Annotated in this window: 20 protein-coding genes and 1 pseudogene; 15 read left to right on the top strand and 6 right to left on the bottom strand. The window is 41.2% G+C overall.

All coding sequences use genetic code 11. The annotated features are described in order from the left end of the window. The first annotated feature begins 10 nt into the window (after positions 1-10). The 15 genes from CUR83_RS08260 (at position 11) to CUR83_RS08195 (ending at position 14,730) form a co-directional block, all read left to right on the top strand. Positions 11-1,141: a copper resistance protein B gene (locus CUR83_RS08260; protein WP_284719437.1), complete on the top strand. Its 1,131-nt coding sequence runs from the start codon at positions 11-13 to the stop codon at positions 1,139-1,141. Between the two features lie 236 nt (positions 1,142-1,377). Then, positions 1,378-1,851: a DUF305 domain-containing protein gene (locus CUR83_RS08255; RefSeq protein WP_201611657.1), complete on the top strand. Its 474-nt coding sequence runs from the start codon at positions 1,378-1,380 to the stop codon at positions 1,849-1,851. A 145-nt stretch (positions 1,852-1,996) separates the two neighbouring features. Further along, positions 1,997-3,340, top strand: a complete 1,344-nt coding sequence (locus CUR83_RS08250) for an APC family permease (protein ID WP_284719436.1) — start codon at positions 1,997-1,999, stop codon at positions 3,338-3,340. Between the two features lie 129 nt (positions 3,341-3,469). Then, a complete protein-coding gene (locus tag CUR83_RS08245; protein ID WP_284719435.1) occupies positions 3,470-4,123 on the top strand; it encodes a methyltransferase family protein in 654 nt (217 codons plus the stop codon). A 112-nt stretch (positions 4,124-4,235) separates the two neighbouring features. After that, positions 4,236-4,514 (top strand): DUF5676 family membrane protein, encoded by a 279-nt coding sequence (locus CUR83_RS13405; RefSeq protein ID WP_223334650.1) that lies wholly within the window; start codon positions 4,236-4,238, stop codon positions 4,512-4,514. Positions 4,515-4,612: 98 nt separating this feature from the next. Then, positions 4,613-4,768, top strand: a complete 156-nt coding sequence (locus CUR83_RS08240) for a hypothetical protein (protein WP_156770962.1) — start codon at positions 4,613-4,615, stop codon at positions 4,766-4,768. A gap of 138 nt (positions 4,769-4,906) precedes the next feature. After that, positions 4,907-7,516, top strand: a complete 2,610-nt coding sequence (locus CUR83_RS08235) for a copper-transporting P-type ATPase (RefSeq protein ID WP_284719434.1) — start codon at positions 4,907-4,909, stop codon at positions 7,514-7,516. Positions 7,517-7,596: 80 nt separating this feature from the next. Continuing rightward, entirely contained in the window at positions 7,597-7,881 is a 285-nt protein-coding gene (gene tatA / locus CUR83_RS08230; RefSeq protein WP_284719433.1) for a Sec-independent protein translocase subunit TatA, read from the top strand. A 55-nt stretch (positions 7,882-7,936) separates the two neighbouring features. Further along, entirely contained in the window at positions 7,937-8,323 is a 387-nt protein-coding gene (gene tatB, locus CUR83_RS08225; RefSeq protein ID WP_192992010.1) for a Sec-independent protein translocase protein TatB, read from the top strand. After that, positions 8,320-9,186 (top strand): twin-arginine translocase subunit TatC, encoded by an 867-nt coding sequence (gene tatC / locus CUR83_RS08220; protein ID WP_284719432.1) that lies wholly within the window; start codon positions 8,320-8,322, stop codon positions 9,184-9,186. Before tatB ends, tatC begins: the two co-directional genes overlap by 4 nt. A gap of 83 nt (positions 9,187-9,269) precedes the next feature. Then, entirely contained in the window at positions 9,270-10,559 is a 1,290-nt protein-coding gene (locus tag CUR83_RS08215; RefSeq protein WP_284719431.1) for an ATP-grasp domain-containing protein, read from the top strand. 104 nt (positions 10,560-10,663) lie between these two features. Beyond that, positions 10,664-10,990 (top strand): DUF6122 family protein, encoded by a 327-nt coding sequence (locus CUR83_RS08210; RefSeq protein ID WP_025645701.1) that lies wholly within the window; start codon positions 10,664-10,666, stop codon positions 10,988-10,990. 124 nt (positions 10,991-11,114) lie between these two features. Continuing rightward, positions 11,115-11,537: an ion channel gene (locus tag CUR83_RS08205; RefSeq protein WP_201611663.1), complete on the top strand. Its 423-nt coding sequence runs from the start codon at positions 11,115-11,117 to the stop codon at positions 11,535-11,537. Positions 11,538-11,663: 126 nt separating this feature from the next. Beyond that, a complete protein-coding gene (locus CUR83_RS08200; protein WP_193005964.1) occupies positions 11,664-13,148 on the top strand; it encodes a leucine-rich repeat domain-containing protein in 1,485 nt (494 codons plus the stop codon). Between the two features lie 73 nt (positions 13,149-13,221). Beyond that, positions 13,222-14,730: a hypothetical protein gene (locus CUR83_RS08195; RefSeq protein ID WP_284719430.1), complete on the top strand. Its 1,509-nt coding sequence runs from the start codon at positions 13,222-13,224 to the stop codon at positions 14,728-14,730. Here CUR83_RS08195 and CUR83_RS08190 read toward each other — a convergent pair. The 6 genes and pseudogenes from CUR83_RS08190 to CUR83_RS08170 all read right to left on the bottom strand — a co-directional run bounded on the left by CUR83_RS08190 (position 14,718) and on the right by CUR83_RS08170 (position 24,205). Continuing rightward, positions 14,718-15,950 (bottom strand): annotated as a pseudogene (locus CUR83_RS08190) (IS3 family transposase). The gene CUR83_RS08195 and the pseudogene CUR83_RS08190 overlap by 13 nt on opposite strands. 469 nt (positions 15,951-16,419) lie before the next feature. Next, positions 16,420-16,638, bottom strand: coding sequence for a helix-turn-helix domain-containing protein (locus tag CUR83_RS13455; RefSeq protein WP_425301324.1), 219 nt, complete (start codon positions 16,636-16,638; stop codon positions 16,420-16,422). 383 nt (positions 16,639-17,021) lie between these two features. Beyond that, positions 17,022-18,308 carry a Wadjet anti-phage system protein JetD domain-containing protein gene (locus tag CUR83_RS08185; protein WP_284719429.1) on the bottom strand — a complete coding sequence of 429 codons (1,287 nt, stop codon included), beginning with the start codon at positions 18,306-18,308 and terminating at the stop codon, positions 17,022-17,024. Then, complete coding sequence (locus tag CUR83_RS08180) at positions 18,301-21,690, bottom strand: ATP-binding protein (protein ID WP_071001766.1); 3,390 nt, start codon at positions 21,688-21,690, stop codon at positions 18,301-18,303. Before CUR83_RS08180 ends, CUR83_RS08185 begins: the two co-directional genes overlap by 8 nt. 11 nt (positions 21,691-21,701) lie before the next feature. Then, on the bottom strand, positions 21,702-22,679 hold the full coding sequence (locus tag CUR83_RS08175; protein WP_284719428.1) for a DUF4194 domain-containing protein: 978 nt from the start codon (positions 22,677-22,679) through the stop codon (positions 21,702-21,704). Positions 22,680-22,744: 65 nt separating this feature from the next. Continuing rightward, positions 22,745-24,205: a DUF3375 family protein gene (locus CUR83_RS08170; RefSeq protein ID WP_284719427.1), complete on the bottom strand. Its 1,461-nt coding sequence runs from the start codon at positions 24,203-24,205 to the stop codon at positions 22,745-22,747. Positions 24,206-24,219: the final 14 nt, after the last annotated feature.

Below are 24,219 nucleotides of genomic sequence, written 5' to 3'. Positions count from 1 at the left end.
GAGCCTTATTATGAAAATATATAAAGTAGGTCTACCGTTTATTGGCATGTCATCTTTGATGCTACTAATGTCACCTTTAGCAAACGCTGCTGAGATGTCGAACATGGATCATGGCAGTATGGACATGTCTGGTATGGATATGTCAGATATGGATCACAGCAGCATGGATATGTCGGGCAATATGTCAGATATGGACCATAGTGGCATGGATATGTCAGGCGATATGTCGGATATGGATCATAGTGGTATGGATATGTCAGGCGATATGTCGGATATGGATCACAGTGGTATGGATATGTCAGGTGACATGTCAGATATGGATCATAGTGGCATGGATATGTCGGGCGATATGTCAGGTATGGATCACAGTAGTATGGACATGTCAGGTATGGACCATGGCAGTATGGATATGTCAGGAGGTATGCAAGGTGGTAAAGCTCCAGCTGATGCTCGCAGTCCTGACTACTCGAACGGTGTTCCCTATGGTCGCTTTGGTAAGCCTGTGATGATGGATAGCTTACCGTTATGGGGTGTGTCAGTAGAAACTTTGGGCTATCAGTTTGAGAATGACCAAATCGATTTTGAAGCTGAAGGCTGGTACGGTACAGACAGCAACCGTGTCACTCTACGCAGTGAAGGTAGTGCTCAAACTAACGATGATAAAGAGATCGATAGTCTAAGCTCACTCGCTTATTGGAAGCCGCTCGGTATCTTCTGGAATGGAGAAGCGGGTATTGCTTATAATACTGAAAACGATAAGTCCGCAATCATGGCAGGCATTGCTGGTACGGCGCCGTACTTCGTTGAGACTGACGCAAGAGCTTATCTATATACTGATGGTCAAGTCCAGCTTGATCTTGGGACAGCGTACGAGTGGCGCTTAGATCAGCGTTGGGTGGTCAGACCAGAGCTGGAGCTGACTGCCTTTAGTAAAGATGATACCGATAACGGTATTACTAAAGGATTTAATGAGTTTGGGGCTGAAGTTAGGCTGGCTTATGAGACATTCAGTCGTCAGCTCGCGCCTTATGTGGGTATCAGCTACGAGAGCGCCTTGGGTGATGCGCGAGACTTACGTCGTCAAGAGGACGAAGCTGTTGATTCTAGTAGTCTGACTGCTGGTGTGATGTTTTGGTTCTAGGTTCCTAGTTCTAAATGCACAAATATCTCATTATTTAAAGTGCTGAGATTAACGTTAGTATGAACCTTGATACTATTACTAACGTGTTAACGACTAAACAAGCACCTTCCAATAGGTGCTTTTTTGTTAAATTCTTATTTAGCTAAATTTAATAAGTATATTAATGGTTTGACTAAGCAACTAAAGATCAATTTTAAATTGGCTTAACCATATAACTATAAAAAAGGAGTAATCGCATGAACAACGATATGAACCATAAGCAAAAAATGAATCCTTATGTCAAATTTGGTCTGATGATTCTGACCTCCACCATCGTCATGTACATCATGATGTACTTTAATACGTATAAATGGGATCACGTCTATTTTAGTGAGACCCGTGCTTATATGGCGCTGTATATGGGCGCGGTAATGGCAATTATCATGCTCGCCTTTATGACTAATATGTATAAAAAAACCAAGATAAACTTGATGGTTTATGGGGTTAGCGTAGTTTTATTTGCCTTTGGTCTTTGGGGCGTACGCTCACAACAAACAGTCGATCAGGTCGATTGGATGCAAGCGATGATACCGCATCACTCGATTGCTATTTTGACCAGTTCGCGTGCTGATATCGAAGATCCACGTGTACGTCAGCTTGCTGATGAAATTATCGAAGCCCAAAGACGTGAAATCGCTGAGATGCAAGCACTTATTGATGAATTGGAATAATATATTATGATACCAATAAGTAAGCTCTTCTTTAAAAACTATTTACTATATCGCGTCTTTTAATTCTAACTATACCTACTCCTTACTTCAAAAATAACCTGTAAAACTGAAGTTCTACGAAGAAATAGATTAAGGTCGAATAAGTATGAAGCAAGATAGAGCGACTCGCTATCAGAAGGATAGTTTGACATTATCAGGAACAGTTATGCTAGGTACCGGTGTCATGATCGGTGCTGGTATTTTCGCTCTGACCGGTCAGATGGCTCAGATGACGGGTTCGCTTTTCCCACTTGCTTTTCTAGCCGCCGCAATCGTTGTTTCTTTTAGTGCCTATTCTTATATCAAAATCTCTAACGCTTACCCGTCGGCTGGCGGTGTTGCAATGTACCTGCATCAGGCATACGGAGATCGTTTACCGACTGGATTTAATGCCCTGCTGATGTATTTCTCCATGGTTATAGCGCAGAGCTTTTTGGCCCGGACGTTCGGGTCATACACTATGCAGTTATTCGGTGGCGATGACAGCGGTCGCATGGTATCCATCCTTGGCGCCGCGCTTATTCTTGCTGTGTTCTTTATCAATTTACTTGGTAATCGTTGGATTCAGGGGGTTGCATCGGTTATCGGTATTATAAAAATTGTCGGTATTCTTATATTCGGGTTGGTTGGTATCTGGCTAGCTGATAGCTTTGCAGTTGATTCTTCTACATTAGGTGACACTAATACTGTTGGTGACTTTCTTGGCGCAACGGCGCTAGGCATACTGGCATTTAAAGGCTTTACCACGATTACCAACAGTGGCTCGGAAGTAAAAAATCCTCATCGCAACGTCGGCCGTGCCATTGTAATATCAATCGCAATATGCGTAGTTATTTACACTTTAGTCGGTTTCGCGGTGTCTAGTAATCTATCTCTTGCCGAAATCATCGAAACTAAAGATTACTCCTTGGCTGCCGCCGCACGCCCAGCACTTGGCGACTATGGTCTATGGTTCACAGTTGCAATCGCAATGGTAGCTACCGCTGGCGGCCTCCTTGCTAGCATCTTCGCAGTCTCTCGTATGCTTGCTATGTTGACTGAGATGAAGCTGGTGCCTCATCGTCATTTGGGAATGCCGGGAAGCGTTCAAAAACATACGTTGGTCTATACTGTGGTGTTGGGTTTAGCTTTTACGACGTTATTTGACTTATCACGAATTGCAGCACTTGGCATTGTTTTCTATCTAATTATGGATATCGCCATTCATTGGGGTGTTTTGCGATACCTTCGTCAGGATATAAAGGCGGTGATGTGGGTGCCTATAGTGGCCATACTTCTTGACCTGTTGGTTCTCGGCGGTTTTGTCTGGATTAAACTAAACTCAGATCCATTCGTACTTGGCGTAGCAGTCGTCACTATTGTAGTGATTGCTGTGGCTGAGCAGGTTTACCTGAAATCTTCAGCGAGGAAAAAAGCTATCGAAAAAGATACGCTTGCAGACCATCATTGACAGTAACATCAAAGAGTTTACAGAAAATTGTTTGGTTAAAAATTGCATAGATTTAAGCGTCTGCTTACTATCTTCAAGAATTGATTTCATGCAATACGATATTCATAAAGACAACAGGGAAAGTAAGCTATGAATGAGTCATTTAATCACGCTGGAACTTGGGGTCTCGCACTAATTGTTATTGTTCTGATTTCTTGGTTCTTTTACCGTTATTTCGCACCAAAGAACTGGCGTGAATGGGCGGGTGCTGGTGTAGTTCAGGCTTTCATTATTGCACTTTACGCAGAAATGTATGGCTTTCCGCTCACTATATATTTATTAGTACGGTTTTTTGGTTTGGACAGCCAATATGTCAGCGCTAGCTTATGGTCGACCCTTGTTGGTTTAGGTGAGACAGGCATGATGATCTCAATGCTACTCGGCTATGCTATTGCATTTTTAGGAATCGGTCTTTTTGCTCAAGGTTGGCGCCAAGTCCACAAAGCACGAGGGGAAAATCGTTTAGTAACTGATGGACTCTATGCCTACGTACGTCATCCTCAGTACACCGGGTTGTTTATTGCACTGTTCGGTGAGGGTGTGGTGCATTGGCCAACTCTGTTTTCAATCGGTCTGTTTCCAGTGATTGTGCTTGTATACACATGGTTAGCTCGACGTGAGGAACGGCATATGTTTGAAGAGTTTGGTAAAGACTACCTTACTTACAAACAGCAAGTGCCAATGTTTATTCCTCAATGGGGTCAATGGCGTCAACTTGCCGCCGCCGCACGAGTTAAAAAGTAATATCAATACAGGATAAAGCTTTAATTCATACAAATCCTTAGAGTTAGCATGGTTAGATACGATTGGTTATCTTGAGCTTGAACCACATCATACAATAGTGAGGATTACTAAGATGGTCAAATCAAACTTAACAACAAGTACTTTAAGGATTGCCCCTGTTGGCAACAGTGTATCGTTGTTTCTACTCATTAGTTACCTGTTATGCATAGGCTTTGGCTTACTTGCACCCGAACAGATAGCGATGCACGAAGCTTGGGCACCTCTACTACCTGGCTTTGAGTGGTTGACGTGGACAGGTTTTCTAATTGGGTTTGTCGAATCGTATCTTTACGGTTGGTATTTCGCAATCTTATTCGTGCCATTATACCGTTGGTTCGCCAAAGTGCGCTAAAGATATTGATATATTAACAGTCAGTAAACCTCTTCGGTTCGAGTAAAAATTAATTGAAGAGTTGGAGTGATCACAGTTTAGACTGAGGAGAAATCATAATGAATGGGTCAATGCATGGCATGATGAACGGCTCAATGATGTATGGCATGGGCTGGGTTATGATGCTTATCTGTTTGTTATTCACCCTACTATTTTTCGCAGTACTAGTACTAACAATCATGGCACTGCTCAAGTATTTGCGTGATAAAAACTAAATTCCAATTGAAAAGTATAGAAATTATTTTTTAGAGGTTTTTAGATTAATGATTAGATGAATAGCAATCGAGGATTGATGATAGTGCTTTAAGAGTTGTACTTATTATAAATATTTATTGTCTTCAAGGAGTGGTTTTATGAAACATATTGCCGATGAAAAATCTATCAAAGGTGGTCAGTACGATAAAGTACCAGAAAATTATAGTGGTACGGTTTATATCTGCCCGATGCATCCTGAGGTTAGAGATACTGAAAAGAGCGATTGTCCGATATGTGGCATGTTTCTTAAACCTGAAGACGAGGTTGCTGAATCCAACAACCATGAAGATAGTCATGCGCATTGTCATGGAGCGGATGCTAATAATAGTAATGAGGTAAAGTCTGTCGAAGGCAATAAGTACGACAAGATACCAGAAAATTATAACGGCACGATTTATATTTGTCCTATGCATCCAGAAGTAAGAGATGTTGAAAAAAGTGACTGCCCAATATGTGGCATGTTTCTTAAACCTGAAGACGAAGTTGCTAAAGATGATAGTCACGCTAGCTGTCATGGAAAAGATACTGATAGTAGCGGAGTAAAATCTGTTAAAGGTGGTAAATACGATAAAGTACCTGCTGATTACGATGGCACGGTATATACCTGTCCTATGCATCCTGAAGTGAGAGACGTTAGAAATAGCGGTTGTCCGATATGTGGTATGGCGCTTGAGCCCGAAACGCTTACTATCGGTGAAGAGGACACCTCAGAGCTTGACGACATGACTCGTCGTTTTTGGATATGTACCGTGTTGACTGTACCGCTATTAATATATGTGATGAGCGGTATGTTTGGAGTTGACTTTAGTCAGTATGGTATACCTTCACAGGTTTTACAATGGGCTGAGTTAGTGCTCGCGACCCCTGTAGTGCTTTGGGGCGCCGCCCCGTTTTTCGTCCGTGGCTGGCAGTCTATAAAAAGCCGCAATCTCAATATGTTTACTTTGATTGCGATAGGCGTAGGCGCTGCTTATATTTTTAGTATTGTCGCGACCTTTTTTCCCGATATTTTCCCAGACAGTTTCAGAGATGCCTCTGGTCAAGTCGGAGTCTACTATGAAGCGGCAGCGGTCATTGTGACCTTGGTGCTACTGGGTCAAGTATTAGAGCTCAAAGCTAGAAGTCAAACTTCAGGTGCGATTAGAGCTTTGCTTGAGCTCGCACCACCAACCGCAAGACGTGTCGATGAAAACGGTGAAGAAGTCGAAGTCTCGCTTGATGAGGTCGTCACTGGCGATAAGCTACGGGTTAAACCAGGTGAGAAACTACCCGTAGATGGTACAGTGATCGATGGTAATAGTAGTGTTGATGAATCAATGGTGACGGGTGAGCCAATCCCTGTATCAAAAGTAGCAGGAGATACAGTGACTGGTGGTACGGTAAATGGCACTGGAACGCTATTAGTCGAAGCGGTCAATGTTGGAGCAGATTCAGTATTATCTAAAATTGTACAAATGGTTGCTGAAGCCCAGCGTAGCCGCGCGCCTATCCAGCGCTTGGTAGATCAAGTGGCGGGTTGGTTCGTACCTATTGTTATTGTCACCTCTATCATAACCTTTATTGTCTGGGCGATATTCGGCCCTGAGCCCGCTATGGCCTATGCTTTGGTTAACGCGATTGCGGTACTGATTATTGCTTGTCCTTGTGCCCTTGGTCTAGCGACGCCGATGTCCATTATGGTTGGTACCGGCAAAGGCGCGCAAAACGGCGTCCTCATCAAAAATGCTGAAGCGTTAGAGAGTATGGAAAAAGTCGATACCATTGTCGTCGACAAGACCGGAACACTGACCGCTGGTAAGCCCGAGCTTACCGCAATTGATGCGCAGGTAGGTCAAGATGAAGACGAGTTCCTCGCATTGGTAGCCTCAGTAGAAAGCGCTAGCGAGCATCCTTTAGCAGAAGCTATCGTTAGAGCAGCTCAAGAAAGATCACTCATTATTCCTAAAGCTACTGACTTTAATTCGACTACTGGCGAAGGCGTACAAGCCGTGGTCGATGGTAAGAAAGTCGCTATTGGTAACTCTAAGCTTATGGAAAGCCTAAATAGTTTTGATAGTGAGCTGTCCACTAAAGCTGATGTTCGTAGAAAAGACGGTGAAACGGTAATGTTTGTGGCTATAGACGGTAAAGCTGCTGGTATTATTTCAGTTGCTGACCCTATTAAACCAAGCACTAAAGAGGCTATTTCACTGCTTCATGACGCAGGTTTAAAAGTTGTGATGCTAACCGGTGACAACGAAAAAACCGCGCAGGCAGTCGCCAATAAACTAGGTATTGATGAAGTTCATGCGGATGTCTCACCAGAGGATAAAAACCGTATCGTCAAAGAAATGCAAGACAGCGGTAAATTGGTCGCTATGGCGGGTGATGGTATCAACGACGCACCAGCGCTAGCGCAAGCTAATGTTGGTATCGCTATGGGAACCGGTACCGATGTGGCGATGGAGAGTGCGGGCATTACCCTGCTAAAAGGTGATTTAATGGGCATTGCCAAAGCTTATAAGCTTAGCCGCGCCACCATGCGCAATATCAGACAGAATCTGTTTTTTGCCTTTATCTACAATGCACTTGGTGTTCCTATTGCCGCAGGTGTGCTCTATCCCATATTTGGGCTTCTGCTCAGTCCGATGATAGCAGCGGCAGCGATGAGCTTGTCGTCATTCTCGGTGATTGCTAACGCGCTGCGATTGCGCCGTTTGAAACTATAATTCTGGTACGGTAAAAAGTGTTCTAAAGCACACTGACACATACTGGTCTAAACAAGATCACAAAATATAAGGATACCGTTATGGGCAGCTTTTCTATTACACATTGGCTGATTTTATTGGTCGTAGTGGTGGTCGTATTTGGTACTGCCAAGCTTAAAAATGCAGGTAAAGATTTAGGCGGTGCGGTGAAGGGTTTTAAAGAAGCGGTCAAAGATGAAGAACCCGAGAATGCTCGCAAAAATCATATGCTTAGCCATGAAAATAGTACGCCAGCTGCAAGTAATGATTTAAATACGCGTGTAGGTAATCAGGCTGATGATATGGAAATCAGCCCTATTTCCACTGATGACCAGCCTAAAGTATGAAGCGCGCCGCTTATAAATAGCGGCACTAAGTAGTCTATTAATATATGTGACTGTTATGTTTGATATTGGGTTTTCCGAATTACTCTTGTTTGGCGTCATTGCTTTAATCGTATTGGGCCCAGAAAAACTGCCGCAAGCCGCACGTACCGCTGGGCAATGGTATGCCAAACTGCGTCGCACGATTTCAACCTTACAGTCTGATATAGAGTCTGAGCTTGATTTGGCTGAGACACGAAAACAGATGCAAGATGAGCTGGCAAAGATTCGTCAGACTGAGACAGACATGCGGCGTGAGTTAGCCGAGATGCGCGGTAGTATGGATAAGTTTGAAAACTCGCAAAACCAAAGCTTAGATACTTCCTATCAGTCAAACACTCCTCAGCAGCAAAATCATCAGCCAGATACTTCCTCTTCTTCAGCTATAGAGAAGGGGGATAAATGAGCTTATTTAAGCACCAAAAAAGTCGCCAAAGAAAGTTAGCAAATACAGATGCTAAGGCGTCAGATGCTACCCATAATGTTGAGACTGATAATGTGCTGAATGTGCTTAGCGACATGCCTATTACTGAGCATTTGATTGAATTACGCAAGCATCTCATCAAAATATGCGTAGCCGTTTTGATCGTCTTCTTAGCATTGGTAGGGTTTTCGCGTGAGCTCTACAATCTTTTATCAGACCCTCTGGTTGCGCAGCTGCCTGCGAATTCGACTATGATTGCTACTGATATTACCTCGAACTTTATGGCACCTATTCGCTTGACGATTTTCGTTGCTGCCTTTGTAGTGATGCCGTATATTCTGTATCAAATTTGGTCATTTATAGCGCCTGGATTATATAAAAAAGAGAAAAAAATCACTATTCCAGTGCTGATATCTTCGATATTCCTATTTTATTCTGGTGTCGCTTTTGCCTACTTTGTGGTACTCAAAGGCGTATTGAAGTTCTTTATTTTATTCGCTCCGCAAAACGTTATACCTATGACCGATATCGACAGTTATTTAAGCTTTGCGCTAAAGTTATTTATGGTATTTGGACTCACTTTTGAGATTCCAGTGGTTACTTTATTATTGATAATGGTCGGTATCATATCCACTCAGAGTCTAGAGAGTAAGCGCCGATATATCATCGTCGGTTGTTTTGCTGTGTCAGCGGTAGTCACACCGCCCGATGGGGTGTCAATGCTATTGCTCGCGATTCCAATGTGGCTATTGTTTGAGCTGGGTTTACTCTTAGCAAAGATATTAATTAAAAATGAACGAAATAATGATTTAGTCTCAGGGAATGAAACATTAGAAAGTAGCTAGCACTACTTAAACACGCCAAGTACCTTTTTTACTTTTTACTAGAGTATGTCAGCGTGAGTACTCTACTTAGCGACGGACTCTAAATGGAACACCCAACTAATAACAACGAGAAAAATGACGGTCTTGCAAATCGACTTAACCAAGAGTGCTACTGCATTACCCTTGATCGTAAAGCGCTTAATAACAGCCTGCAAGATCAATTAGTAAACACAAGAAATAATCCACTAGGAGCCAATGAGCTTAATAAGCTGTTTTCAGCGACACCGGTGTTCGTCCCTAAGACAGAGATAGAAGCAATGGTGCGAATCATCGCAGCTATTGAGTCGACTGCTAGACTACCGTCATATCAACAGCAAGTACTGTCGTGGGCACCCAATATCGCGGCTTTCGATCCGGGGCCAATAGGGGCCTTTATGGGTTATGACTTTCACTTAGGGAGCGATGACCCCAAGCTTATTGAGATCAATACCAATGCTGGAGGCGCATTTTTAAACGTAGCACTTGCCCGCGCACAAAAACACTGCTGTCGCCCCTCAGAGCAAAGTGTTGCTACTACTAAAATGCTTGATGGGTTTGAAGAAGCGGTCGCTAATATGTTCATACAAGAATGGCAGCGACAATCGGCAACTAGCATGCCCAATCGCATTGCTATTGTGGATAATGAGCCCAAAAGCCAGTTCATGTATTTGGAGTTTCAGCTGGCCTGCCAACTACTTCAAGCTAAAGGCATTGATACCGTTATACTCGATCCGTCTGAGCTTAACTATGCTGATGGTGTACTGACAGCTCATAGCAAGCCCATTGATATGATCTATAATCGGTTAGTCGATTTCGCCTTTGAAAACCCCAACCACGCCGTGCTTAAAAGTGCCTATTTAGAGGGTGCGGTAGTAGTAACCCCCAATCCGCATGCCCATGCTATATTCGCTAATAAGCGCAACCTGACTTTACTATCCGATACGCAAACTTTGCAGTCGTGGGGACTAGGTGATGATGATGCAGAATATCTAAAAAAGTCAGTACCAACTACCAGAATGGTTACAAAAGAGGATGCAGCAGAATTATGGCGTACTCGGAGACAATTGTTTTTTAAGCCAGTAGCTGGTTATGGTAGTAAGGGCGTTTACCGTGGCAGCAAGATTACCCGCCGCGTATTCGAGACTATTTTAAATGAAAGCTATATTGCGCAGACCTTTATCCCTGCTACAGAGCGATCAATAAAGATTGATGATGTGGTGACGACTAGAAAGGTAGATATACGTCTTTATACCTATGCAGGACAGCTGCTACTAACTGCTGGGCGTATCTATCAAGGCCAAGCGACTAACTTTCGCACACCAGGGGGTGGCTTTGCGCCTGTTTTTCAAGTCTGAACATAGCATGAACATGTAGCTTTGGCTTCTTAAGTAACGTTTACTAGTTTAATTATTCTGCATACCAACTTATCAATAAAACATCATGCTGAATTGGAAAGATGATGATCCAAACCGTTATCCACTACTTCCTGCATTTTGGCATGCCGTTGATTATTGCCTATACTTTTTTTCGTGATGATTACAAACGAGTATATTTGATTCTTTTAGCAACCATGCTGGTAGATTTAGATCACTTGCTAGCAACACCTGTTTTCTTACCTGATCGCTGTAGTATTAATTTTCATCCATTACATACTTACTATGCAATGGCAGTTTATGCGGCTATGCTATTTCTACCAAAGCCCTATAGAATAATTGGTCTAGGATTGTTACTACATATGCTGACTGATTCAAATGACTGCGTAATGACCTATCTGAATAGACTCTAGTGCTTATGCGTAGTCGTTAGCTATAGTGAAAAAATTATACAGGATTAGTTAAAATAAATAGGGTAATCTTCCTTTAATGTCGTTCCTTCCTCAAAAAGGATAAAAAGTGATTCTGGCAATTATAATGGCAGCGATTCTAATCGCTGTCTGCACAGCAATACATTATGGCGTATTAAAATTCTCGTCACAGTTTGTGACGCCGTCGCGCCATCCGGGACACTGCCTTGGGGTCGCAGTTGCCTCAATCGTGCTGGCTCATATCCTTGAGGCACTGCTTTATGCGACTGGCTTTTGGGTTGCTGTGCATAACTTTCAGGTTGGTGACCTCGTCTCGTCCTCATCCAACGGCAGTGCCTCCCTTACCTTTATGGACTACTTTTACTTCTCGCTAGTTAACTACACAACGCTTGGGCGAGGTGACCTCATGCCTAACGGACATCTTCGATTTATGACCGCGATGGAGGCCTTCCATGGTTTCCTACTGATTACAATGTCCGGAACCTTTGTGCTGCAGATCATGAATGGTAAAAAACCCCTTGCAAATTAGCTAAAGACTATTTAGCTAAAGACTATCTCGACTATGTGTAGCATAGGGCTGCATAAACCTATGTCAGGATACTAACGTTATTCTGGCATAAGAAAAATAGTTCAAGTTGTTATAAGGAATAAAGCTATGAATCCAAACAATAATAACTACCATCAGGACATTCATCAGTCTGATACTTCTAATAAAACATTAAATACTAATGACAACTGGATTGAGAAAATATGGGCGTGGGCAGATGAGTTTGAGCTCAAGCATTCTGAAATTCCTCGTAATAAAGAATCACTGTTAGCCCTAAAAAAGCTAGAGATCTTAGAGCCTGAACATGATGAGCAACACTCAAAAGACGTCTATAGAATAGCCTATCTACCCGATGAGCTTACCAACCTTACAAATCTAGTAGATATAACTATCAGTGGCATATGTTCAAGTCATTTACTGCCCAATATCGGTAAGCTCACTAATCTAACCAAACTGTCTATTAGTCACTCTAAACTTGTCGCATTACCTGAGAGCATCGGGCAACTGAGTTATCTTACTGAACTCTTTATTGATCAAAGTGAACTCGAAGCGCTACCTGATAGTATTGGACAACTTCATAACCTTACTAAGATGTTCATTGGTCGCTGTCAGATTCAATGTTTACCTGACAGCATTGGACAGCTTACTAAGCTTACGGTACTTGATATAGTTCACTGTGAGATTGAAGAACTGCCTGACAGCATAGGGCAGCTTATTAACCTCGCTAAGCTTTTTATTAGTTATTGCCCGCTCAAGCACTTGCCTGACAGCATAGGGCAACTCAAAAATTTAAATGACCTTGATCTTATTAACTGTGATCTCAAAGACCTACCTAGTAGTATTGGACAGCTTACCAACCTCAACAAGCTTTATATTAATCGTTGTCGTATTAAAGAGTTGCCCGCCAGCGTTGGACAACTGAGCAGTCTTACAGAGCTTTTTATTACTCATTGTGAGCTTGAAGAGCTACCTGATAGCATAGGCCAGCTTTTGAGCTTAACTCACCTTGACCTGCTTCACCTTGAACTAACGGAGCTACCCGATAGCTTTGGACACCTCATTAACCTTGCTGAGCTTAATATTATCAACTGTAAACTTAAAGTATTGCCTGATAGCATCGGACAGCTCGTTAACTTAACTAAGCTCAATTTTAATCACTCTAAGCTTGAAGTCCTACCTGATAGCATAGGGCAGCTTATTAGCTTAACTGAGCTTTTTATTAGTCATGGCAAGTTTGACAAGCTACCTGATAGCGTAGGTCAACTTACTAATCTAGAGAAGCTTTATATTAACCATTGTAGCCTCAAAGAGCTGCCTGAAATCATAGGGCAACTTAAGAGTCTGACTGAGTTTTTTATCAGTTATTGTAAATTGGGCAAGCTACCTAATAGTATTGGTGAGCTTAATAATCTTGTTAAGCTTGAGCTTGTTTATTGTAATCTTAGAAACCTGCCAGATAGTTTTACACAGCTGAATAGTTTGAGATGTATCAATCTTACTGGTAATCCTCTTGATAGGCTTTCTCCGAGGGTGAAATGTTATTTACGTTCTATTGATACAGTCTACGGTTGGGATAAACAATCATACTCTTAGCGGTTGTGCGATATTCACATCATACTCTTAGCAAACTTCAAACATTAAGTTACGAGACAATGCCACAATAGCATTGACTCGCCTTCTACAAAACCATATTCATGTTGCGGTTCAATTGCTATCAACCTTTCAAGAAGTAGATGATCCTTATGTGTTTGAGCGTGTTTTAGCTTCAGTGTATGGTGCAATATTATCGTCACAGAGCCATGAATCAATAAATGAGATATCCAGTTTTATCCTTAGCAATATTTTCGCTAAAGAAGAGGTGTATCCTAATGTTCTTGTAAGAGACTTTGCTCGAAATATCATTGAATATGCTAATAGTCATAATTTAGTAGGTTTTAGCGAAAGTGAGCTGAAGTTAGCTAGACCATCATATAAAAGTGTGTTTCCTAAAACTATTCCTAGTAATGAAGACATTGACAATGAGTACGCGAATGATTATGAAGATAAAACCATTCCTAAACATCGTTTTGCTCAAGATAAAATTATAGACTCAATGACGACAGAGTATGGTAGAGGTACAGGTTGGTACGGTGATTGTGGGCGTTACGTTTTTCAGTCTAATTTTAGTAACTGGAGTAATATAAATATTGATAAGCTTAGCAATTATGCTGTAGAAATAATTTTTAATAAATTTGGTTATGATGCAGAAAAACATGGTGAATTTGATAGAAACACTCCCTATACAGGTCGTGGTGAAAATAGAGTTGAACGAATTGGCAAAAAATATCAGTGGATGGCAATGTATGAAGTGGTAGCTAGAGTAGCGGATAACTTTGAAATGACAGACCCATCAACACGTTGGAAAGATGATAAGAAATATCTATGGTATAACGGTTCTGTAGAGCCTTCTTTTAGAGATATTGACCCTACATTCATACCTCCTGATTCAACTAACATCCGTCTTATAACTCCCCCTAATTACAATGGGTGGAGTGATGATTTTGAAAATTGGGTAGTTTCAAAAAATGATTTAATTGATTCAAAAGAAGTCATCTTAAACCATTTTCAGAACGAAGACTGGTTATCCCTAGATAGGCATATTGAATTTGAGCCTAATAAGAAGTTAGGTGATGGTGACCATTCTGGCTCATATCAACGTGTATGGTATATGATCAACGCATATTTGGTAAAAAATGAAGACTTTGATCTGGTCGTATCAAATATACAGAATAAAAACTTTATGGGTCGATGGATGCCTGAGTCTGTAGAGAGGTATAACGATATATTCAACTTAGAGTATTACTGGTCACCTTTACTTGAAATCTATGATAATGAATATTATGGTAATTCTGGGTGGCAAAACATATATGAACGCCGAGTTGGTTCAGATGAAGATAGTTTAGGTGAAGTTTACGTTTGTTCAGAAAGTCATATTTCAGAAGGGATAAAAAATCGTGATTTAGGCTATAACATCAGTGCACCTGCTAGATTATTATTCGAAACTTTGAGTCTAAAAAATGATAAGTTCTCTGGTTCATGGGTTGATAAGCATGATGAATTAGTGATGTTCGACGCTTTGACCCATGCTGTCAAATCCGTAGAACCAAACTTGGGAGATTTTAATTACGCAGCCTGACGATAGTAGTCAAACCACACCTGTCTTGGCGCTCGATAGCCCAAGCCCTTTTGAATCCTAGTCTGATTATAATACAGCTCAATATACCCAATGATATCGCTAATGGCTGCAAACCTCGTTTTATAATCTTGATGATATACTAGTTCATTCTTCAAGACGCCCCAGAAGCTTTCTATAGGTGCGTTGTCATAGCAATTACCTTTGCCGCTCATTGAGCCTGTAAACTTATGCTGCTCGATAATCTTATGGTACGCATGGCTACAATATTGGCTACCTCTATCTGAATGAACAATCAGTCCTTGAGTAGGTCGTTTGTTCTTGATTGCCATATTGAGTGCACGGCATACTAAATCAGCGGTCATGCGCTTATTGATAGCGTAGCCGACAAGCTCTTTGGTGTATAAATCTTTCACTCCAGCTAAATATAACCAGCCCTCAGCAGTCCAGATATAGGTAATGTCGCTGACCCATGCTTCGTTAGGACGCTTAGCGTCAAACCTCTGATCTAAAACATTGTCATAGACCAGCTTGTTGTGGTTTGAGTCAGTAGTGACTTTAAAGCGCTTATGACGACGGCATTTGATGCCGTGTTCCTCTTTGATGCTTCTTACCATATACAGGCTAATGTTGTGGCCTTGTTTGCTTAGATGAGCATGCAATCGATCTACGCCATAACGTTCTTTCATTTCACTGTGAGCGGCTTTAACTAGTAGCTCGCACTGATTGCGGTGTACCTGCTGTTCGCTGATGTCACGACTTAGCCAATCGTAGTAGCTTGAGGGCTTAACGCTTAATACACGGCACATAGTAGTGGTGCTAAATATCTGACGATTGTCTTTGATAAAAGCGTACTTTACTAACTGCCACTTCGGGCATAGCCCTACGCCTTGCGTCACTAAAACAGTCTCCCAGACTGTTTCTTAACGTTCCTCATTCGCGAAGTACGCGGTCGCCTTTTTTAGAATCTCGCGCTCCTCTTCAGCCACTTTGAGCTGACGCTTGAGCTGCTTTATTTCTTGAAGAGCACTCATAAGGTCAGGATCATATTGCTCTGTGCCAACAAGCTTGCCTTGATTGGCTTTGTTATGCCAGTTTGATAGCGTTTGCATGGCAATACCTAACTGCTTTGCAGTAGCTGAGATATTGCCATTATTATCTGCTATCTTCTTGACAGCTTCAGCTTTAAATTCGTTACTGTAGGTTCTTAATTTCTTGGTCATGGTAAACTCCTATAATTGTGCTTAGTTTACCAAGTTTAGTTGTACGGTTTCTTCAGCATAGCTCACTTCTTTTTATGGTAATGAATCTGGTAACAACCTAATGGTGAAAAAGGACGCATTAGAAGAGCTGCAAAAAAGCACTGGATGTAGAGTGATCTGGACAATACTTTCAGAGAAGATTGCGATGTACGGAGGTACCAAATCAACTGAAAAAAGGTTAAATATTTCGGGTGTATATTACCTAGAGGATGGTGAGTTGGTCGGTGAGGATTTTTTCTTTACAACTTGATTTTTATAAGTTATTTACAATTAATTAAACGTTACTGTAGTTAGTGTGGCTCTCTGACTTGAAATAAAAAAGCTACTTAAATGTAAGTAGCTTTTTTATATGCCTATTTCTAACCTTAAAATAAGTTTATGAAATATGAGTTTATTCATGAAAGAGCTAAAGAGTAACTATTGTCACTAATCAAAAATTAGATGTACATTTTTTCTCACATTTATCCAGATAAGCATCCAAATTCTTACGCCGATATACAATGTGGCCGCCAGTTTTACTGTACGTTATTGCATTAGAATTATGACAGCGCATATATTGCAGAGTGTTCACGGATTTGTTTAGATAGGCCGCTGCGTACTCAGGCGAAAATGGAGTGTCAGCAGATGCATTCGCTACAGTTTCTTTCATTAATGTGAGCTCATCATGTGTGTAATCAGCCCATTTCTTTTTCTTAATATACATAGTTAAATCTTCATCTTTGTTAATGTCATTCAACAATACAATGATTAGAATTAAATAAATATAAATAGCAATGAAAAAAAATCAATATAAAATGCGGATATAAGCAAAAACTCTAATTTTTGCATATATTTACCTTTAAACTTACATATAAGTTACAATTTTTAAAAATAAAAACTTATTACGCGGATAGTAGATCAGTATGAGTAACTTCATTAGTATTAGGGGCTAGGTATTTCGAGACATAACTACGATAAGGATATAAATTAGCTGAAAGATATTATCAATCATAGCGAAATCTCAAATAATCGATCTTTTAAGCTAAATAGCAATTATAAAGAGTATGGGGTAGGCTTATCGAGCCACTTTTCCAATGTTTGTTTAATATATTCGCTTGGAAGTCTTTCTTGCTCTAATCTCTTAAAGCCATATATTCCTCGGCGCAATTCTGTAAATAATGTTAACTCGTCATGAGTTAAGTGTGTTGGCTCATGATTTATAGAGTCCGGCTCATCTACCATACGATTGATAAACTGTTTTATCGTTTGGTCGTCCATCATGATAGCGGTCAACTTTGGACAGTATTCTCTGGCGCGGCTTAATATCATTAAACCTTCAGAGTCAATATCGCCCCAGTACGCTACTGTCTTTTTCTGTAACCAGCCAGCATTCATCCAATTAATATTTTTACCACCCCCTGCAACTGCAATCGTGTTTTCTGTTTCTGGGAGTGCTAAGCAAGATTGCTCATTTTCTACGACTAAAATATGTTTAGCAGGCAGCGCTTGGCTATGTAGAACATGTATCGGTAATCTTAAAATAGGCAAGCCAGATAAAGCATATCTTGTATCAGGGCACAAAGGTCGTACCATTAACCAGCCTTTAGGCTTATCCAAGCATCCGAGCCAATAAGCTAAGCCTTGTTCTTTGATTTGCCCAGGATAAAAAGCTTCCAATAAGGTCTCGATAAGCTTGTGATAGGTTTCTATAAACTTGGTATCAACGTAACATACTGGCAAAGCGCGCAAGTATAGCCCGGCACCCATTCCTTTTTTTAATTGCGGTATAAGCGCGACCAGTAACTTTAGATCATCAGCACTCAAGTTATCAACAACTTCTAACATATCAATGAGAGCAAAAAATAAATTCTCATGCCAGCTATCTGCAATCTTATTTGTACTGTTAGCAGATGACATTGTCATGCCTTTAGCGATTTCGGTATGAAGGTAGCTTAGTTTTTTTTGCCAGTCTTTAAGCTGCTGGCGTGCCGATGCGCCTAATATTTCAGACAGTGCTTGAATATTAGGAATAGTTAAAGTGATAGGAAGGGTCTGTTCAGAAAAATGTCGAAAGCTATTATGCTGCCATTGCACCATATCAGCGAAAGCAAAATTACGCCACGCTTGCACAAATTCGTGGAAATGCAGTGTATGGTTGAGTAATTCATTACCTGTTTTGGGAGGCTTTAGGCTTATGACAATAGGGAAGGCTCTTTCATTTTTTAAACGGGCTTTAAGGCGTGGTAGATTGTCCCACTCTCGCTTTTTTAGTTGTGTGATGACGGCTGCAGGCATCAAACCCCAATTTGGTGTTTCTGTAGTTATCATCTCTTTAGTCATGAAGCTCAATACCTAATTCTGCAATTTCTTGGTTGTCTTGGGAGAACTGTTCAAGCTTATTCTTTGCCAGGATGTTATCCACTTCTTTCCAAGTAACTTCGCATAATCGGCTTTCATGATGTTCTTGGTTACGCTCAGCAATCAGTAAGCTTCTGGCAGATTCACGTGCCAAATTTAGGTTCTTAAATGGGGTGATTAAGTTGACATGAATGTTTAGCTTTTTGAATACTTTTAGTACGCGGCGACTAACTTGTTCGGCAGTATTTGAAAAAGCTTCGTCCAGAAACACAGTACTATATATTGGCATATCACAGCCATCGGGCGTTAACACATAAGCGAGGCTTGCTGCAACAATCATACCCGCAAAAGATTCTTTTTCGCCGCCCGATTTGCCACTTGATGAGCTGAGCACGTCCAAGACCTCTTGTGTATCGTTATCAATTTCTTCAGCAAAAAATGCCAGCTGATAGCGAGGGTCTAATAAACGTAAACTTTCAAGGGTAGTACTCGAAGTGGAGCTAGTAGCTTTATCCAATATGTCGATGACCTCTTTAAGTAGGTAAAACCTTCTTGTATGGTTATCGTCGTTCACCGCAGAGAGGGCCTGATTGAGTTTTTGGTTAAAGGTTTGTACATGCAAGAAGTTTTCACGTTTTAAACTGAGCTTAAGATGAGAGTCTTGCCTAAACTCAGTTTTCTTTAATACCTCATTGATATGTCCAATACGCCGACGAATATCGTCATGCACCATAGATAAGTGATTACTTAGACGTGCCAGCGATTGAGTGGCATGTTTGTTTAAGCGTTTTTTAAATTCATCCAGTAACTCAGGTAATCCCTCATTGCTTAATTGGTTCAAATGGGCGATATAGTCATCCATACCATTCAGCCCTGTTTCCCATTCAACCGTATAAGCCTGCCATTGTGGTTTTGATTTATAGCTACTCATAATGCCGATAGCTGTATGAGTATATTTGTTGAGCCTACTTTGGTTTTCGTTTATTTTTTCTTCAAGCTGTTTGGTTATTTGCGTTTGATAGCTAGAATTGTCAAGCTCGATATTACCAACCAACGCCTTTAGCTGCTGTTTTACCTGCTCATCTAACTCTACTTCAGCTAATCTCTTAGATCTATCAAGCTCCTTTTGCACAGATGATAACTCTTGCTCTTTTGCACCGTTTTGACGCACCTTCTCTTTTTTATCTTGAGCGACTTTAGATAAAGCTTCTTCAGCATTATCAAAGCGTACTTTAGCTTGTTTTAAATCGCCTTGGGCGTTTTCAATAGCGCTTAGCTCATGTTCCTCATGCTCCAGTCTTTGTTGCCAATACGGTACATTGATTTGTGACCATTCAAATTCCTCTAACTTCTTCCATGAGGATATTTGTTCACTGACACTACGCATGGCTGCGCGTGCATCTTTCCAGTGTTTACTATCTTCTTGCAGCTTTGTTTTGAGCTGCTCTATTTCTACTTGCAGCAATGCGAGCTTGTTTTTGTTGCTAAAGCCCAGTTGCCAATGACGCCTATCATTAATACTCTGCAAGTCTTTTTTATCAAAGCGGCCTTTTTCTTTATGAATTAATCCTTGCCGAGTCATTGAAAAAGCAGTGCGGTCGAGCTGTTCGGTGTTAGCCACACACAGCAAATCATAACGAGATAAAAATGTTTTGAGCCAGTCACGATAAGAGTGAGTACGCCATTTTAGCTTACATAAAAAACCGTCAGCTTTAAATGCAGTATGGCTCTTAGCTTGTTGATTATCCAATACTACTTGTACACGGACATGTAATCCTGTGTGCTGGCTATTAAGCCATTTAGTAACAAGCGAGTAATACTCTTTTGGTACAAGTAATGTGGTTTTTAATCCTCCAAGTGCTCGCTCGATAGCGCCTTGCCAATCTTGTTCATCTTCTTCTATATCGACCAATTCACCGATATACATGAGTGTATTAGGATCAATGCCTAAACTACGGGAAATTGCGTCTTTTAGTTGGTTAAACTTCGGTGGAATATTTGAGTTAGGTTGGCTTTTAAGTGCTTCAATCTCATTTGATAGCTCTCGATGGTGTTCCTCAGTTTCATTTAAAGCAATGGCGCAGTCACCAAATTCACGTTCACGGTCTGCTTCTTGCTCAGCGAGATGCTCTTGAATATTATTGGCTTGAGTAATATTGCTGTGAAAAGTCTGCTCATCTAAAGTGGTTTTAATACTTAGGTTACGGCATAGTATTTGGTAACGAGAGGCGTTCGCATTGGTGCGGTTAAGGGTATCTTTAGTAGCTTGGATGTCTTTTTTTAGGCTATCAATGCGATTGCCGCCGAGGTTCATATATTCATCACGGCAGCGGTTTACTGTTTCAGTAGCATCACGCTCTTGTTGTTCGATTTGCGCAAGATCGCGCTCTAATTGCTCTAGCTGTTGTGACAACTGCTGTTGCTTTTGCTGATATAGTTTGGCGTAGCACTGAGCAAAATAGATCGGCAGCGCTTGTTTTTGCTTAGAAGTGTCATTAATAACTAATTGTGTTTTTACGATATCATCAGCAAGCTTTGGTAAGCGTTCAAGGTGGGTAACTTGCTCTTTGGCATCTTGCAGGCGAGTATGAATGGCAACCAAGTCACCGAATTCTTTCACAATCTCTTTGGCGTCATCACGAACGCCACTTGGCTCAAGTACCAGCGTACGAATCAGCTCAGTTAAGTCATCAATCTTTTTTAGACCCAGCGCTCGCGAGAGAAGGGCCGGCGCGTTTGGGTTGTCCATATAGAGCATGCGTCGGTACAGCTCTTGATAGTCGCCAAAATTATCATCACAGCAAGTTACTTCTGGCTGCATGCTTAACCATTGTTTTAATTTACGGACATTGCCTTGAGCAAACTGATCTAAGACCTCTGACAGTGGCAACTGTTTTTGAGCGACGACATACAGTCTTTTCACATCACTTAACGAGTTACTAGCGACAGTCGTCCAAAATAGTGCCAATAAAGTCATTTTTTGACCATCGTCACTGAGATATTCAGCAGATAGTCCTGTAATAACACCTTTATCGCGCTTACTTTTTACCTTAGTGTTGATACCATCGTGCGCTGAGCCAAAACTGCCACGCATGTAGCTGATTAGTGAGCGGTCACTTTTGTCATTTTGTGCTGCTGCGACATTAAAAGTCGCTCTACCAGCAGGCATGAGCAGTGCCATTAATCCATCAATTAAGGTGGACTTTCCTGAGCCATTATCTCCTGTGATGAGGGTTCCTTCCACGTCGATATTTGCCGTATGTAACCCATGGAATGACCCCCAATTAAATACAGACAGTTTGGCTAAGCGTATTTGGCTAAGTGGCGTGATGTTCAGAGTCGCGTCATTTGATGATTGTTGCATTATATTCATCCTCATTCGCCAAATAAATCGGACTGATTATCTATAGATTGATTATTGGAAGTTTTTTCGGATTTTACTTTGTTTGTAGATTGATTGTTTAAGGAGTCATCTTGAGAATATTTTTTATCTTCGAAATCGTCATTTTCAAAAGTAGGTGACTCTAATTCTGTATTTGTTGTACCTTGTGCCAAGCGCAGATATTCACCCAGCATACTCTCTAAAAAATCAGCACTGACCACATAACGAATCAAAGGCGTTATCTCGTAACGATCATCATTGCCGCGAATGCTACTTAATAAATGGCGACGGCTAAGCTCTTTGAGTCGCGCGCTCAATTTTTTAAGATCTCGGCTGGTATGATCAGTTAATGGTAAAAAAGGGATGAGTAGCGATGACAGGCGTTCAATGTCGATGATGATTTTTTGTTCGCCACTGGTTTCGCGCTCTTGATAATATTTTCGCAACATTAACAATATCAAGGTGTCATATAAGCTCAGTGTGCGTTTGCTAATCAGCGAATGAGTGTGCTCATCATCATTACTATCTATAAGCTCATCTGCTAACAGGTCTTTAGGGTGGCTTGTACTTGCTGAATCAAAGCTATCTTGGCTGTTGCCTGCAGTCTCACTATCAGAACGAGCAATAAAAGCGATACCTTGCCGCTCATCTAAAACTAAGGTTAAGTAGACCTCAGACAAATGGCGCTGAATCATCGACTGATATCGGCATAATGAATGATATAAATTAGGTTTTTGCGCATGAAAAATAACCCCATGGCGCATGATATGTACTAAGACGCGACTGGCATCGCCAGGCATAGGGTCTAGCATAGTATTTTTAATCGCAGACTCATCGTTAACACTTTCGCTATCAGGACTAATAGTTTCGTTCTTACTCGCTGATGTAGATTTCTTATCGTGATTACTACTAACGGCAGTGTCACTGTTGGTACCAATGACCATGTCAAAAAAATGATTGGATACACTCATTCTAATCCTCTATATTCAGTCCGTTGTCATTAGTCTTTTATAATTAGTCTTATTAGAAGGTATGGTTACAGCGATAAGTCTTCAATATTTTCAGGGAATAAAGAAGGCGTTAGTAGCATTGTTGGTATGCTGGCACGTAACATATTGCCTTGATTGTCATTAATGATAACTTCCTCCACTGATGCAAGCTCAGTAGCTTTTACAGCACGGGCAATACGAATGTAAGCAACTAATTCTTCAAGCCCTTCACTAATGGGTAGTTGATGAATAAGCTGAGAAATGGTTTGTGGACTGTTTTGCATGAGCATAGACTTTACTTTTATGGCCACTTCTTGCACTTTAACTGAGTTTAGACTCGCAAGCATCTTGACGCTTGGCTCACGGCTATTAATATGAGGTGTTGTGAGGCCCATTTGTAGCCGCTCATCGGGTTGTTTTAGTCTGATTGAGTCTGGAGATGACAACTCAATCTTACCCACAGACAATGACAATGAGGTGTTTGATTTTAAGTTGCACTCTTCATTACGTAAGGTTACCGCCAACTGCTCAAGCTTGTTGATGAGTTTGCCTACGGTACGGTTTTCGCTCATTGCGCCGCTTTCAATATAGGCTCTTAATTCTTGTTCGGTACGTCTGCGAATGCGAAGTACTCTTTCGCTCTCACGGCTCAGTTCTGCTATCAAATCCGCTAAAAACTGACGTTGATGTAAGCTTAAATGCTTTGCTGCAGGTGTTTGTAAGACATACTGCAATTGCTCACGAAACTCTGTGACACGGTTGTAATCACATAATAGTTGAAAAAACCCTTCAAAAGCACTGCCAGCTTCGGTCTCTGATAACACATTTTCTTGTTTCATAACTTCATTTAGCAGATTGCCTCTTGAAGTAGCGTCGTCGATCATCTGTATGCGAACGTCTTTATCAAGCTTACGTATTTGTTCTTCTAATAACCTAAAATCACCGGTGAGTTGTGACGCAAGCTGGTATATTTCACGGATATATTCACGCTGTTCATTGTCGCTCAACGTATGTACCACACCTGCCTGCAAATCGTCTATTTGACGCTGAATGGCTGCTTTTTTTTCTTCAAGTAACTTAACTCGGCTATCAGTATCTTCATTGGTAACGACCACAAAATCTCGAACAGCTTCTTGTACGATACGCAAGTGTGAGGCACTGACACCAATACTACGTTCTTCTAGCCCATGACAAAAGCGTATCACCATTTCTGTTGCATCAGTTTTGGTCAATAGATCATCAAGTTCACGAAGCCAGCCCTGAGCTATCCATTGATTAAGGTAAGTAGTAGCGTTGGTTTGGGTTTCCCAAATACCAAGATTACGACTGTGTTCAATTTGCGCCTCTAATAGTAATTTAGCTCGGTTATAGGGCACTTCGCTACGTTCACTGAATAGATCAGAGATAAACGCCATTATGTGCGGTGCATTGTCTGCTCGCATCAATCGCCATCCTGCATGCTCTTGATATAAGCGCCGATACTTAGCAGATAGGCCTTGAAAACTCACAATAGACTCCTTAT

The sequence above is a fragment of the Psychrobacter pocilloporae genome (assembly GCF_029872915.1).
GTDB lineage: Bacteria > Pseudomonadota > Gammaproteobacteria > Pseudomonadales > Moraxellaceae > Psychrobacter > Psychrobacter pacificensis.
The sequence above is the reverse complement of the archived record's forward strand: the minus strand, read 5'-3'. Positions and strand labels throughout refer to the sequence as shown.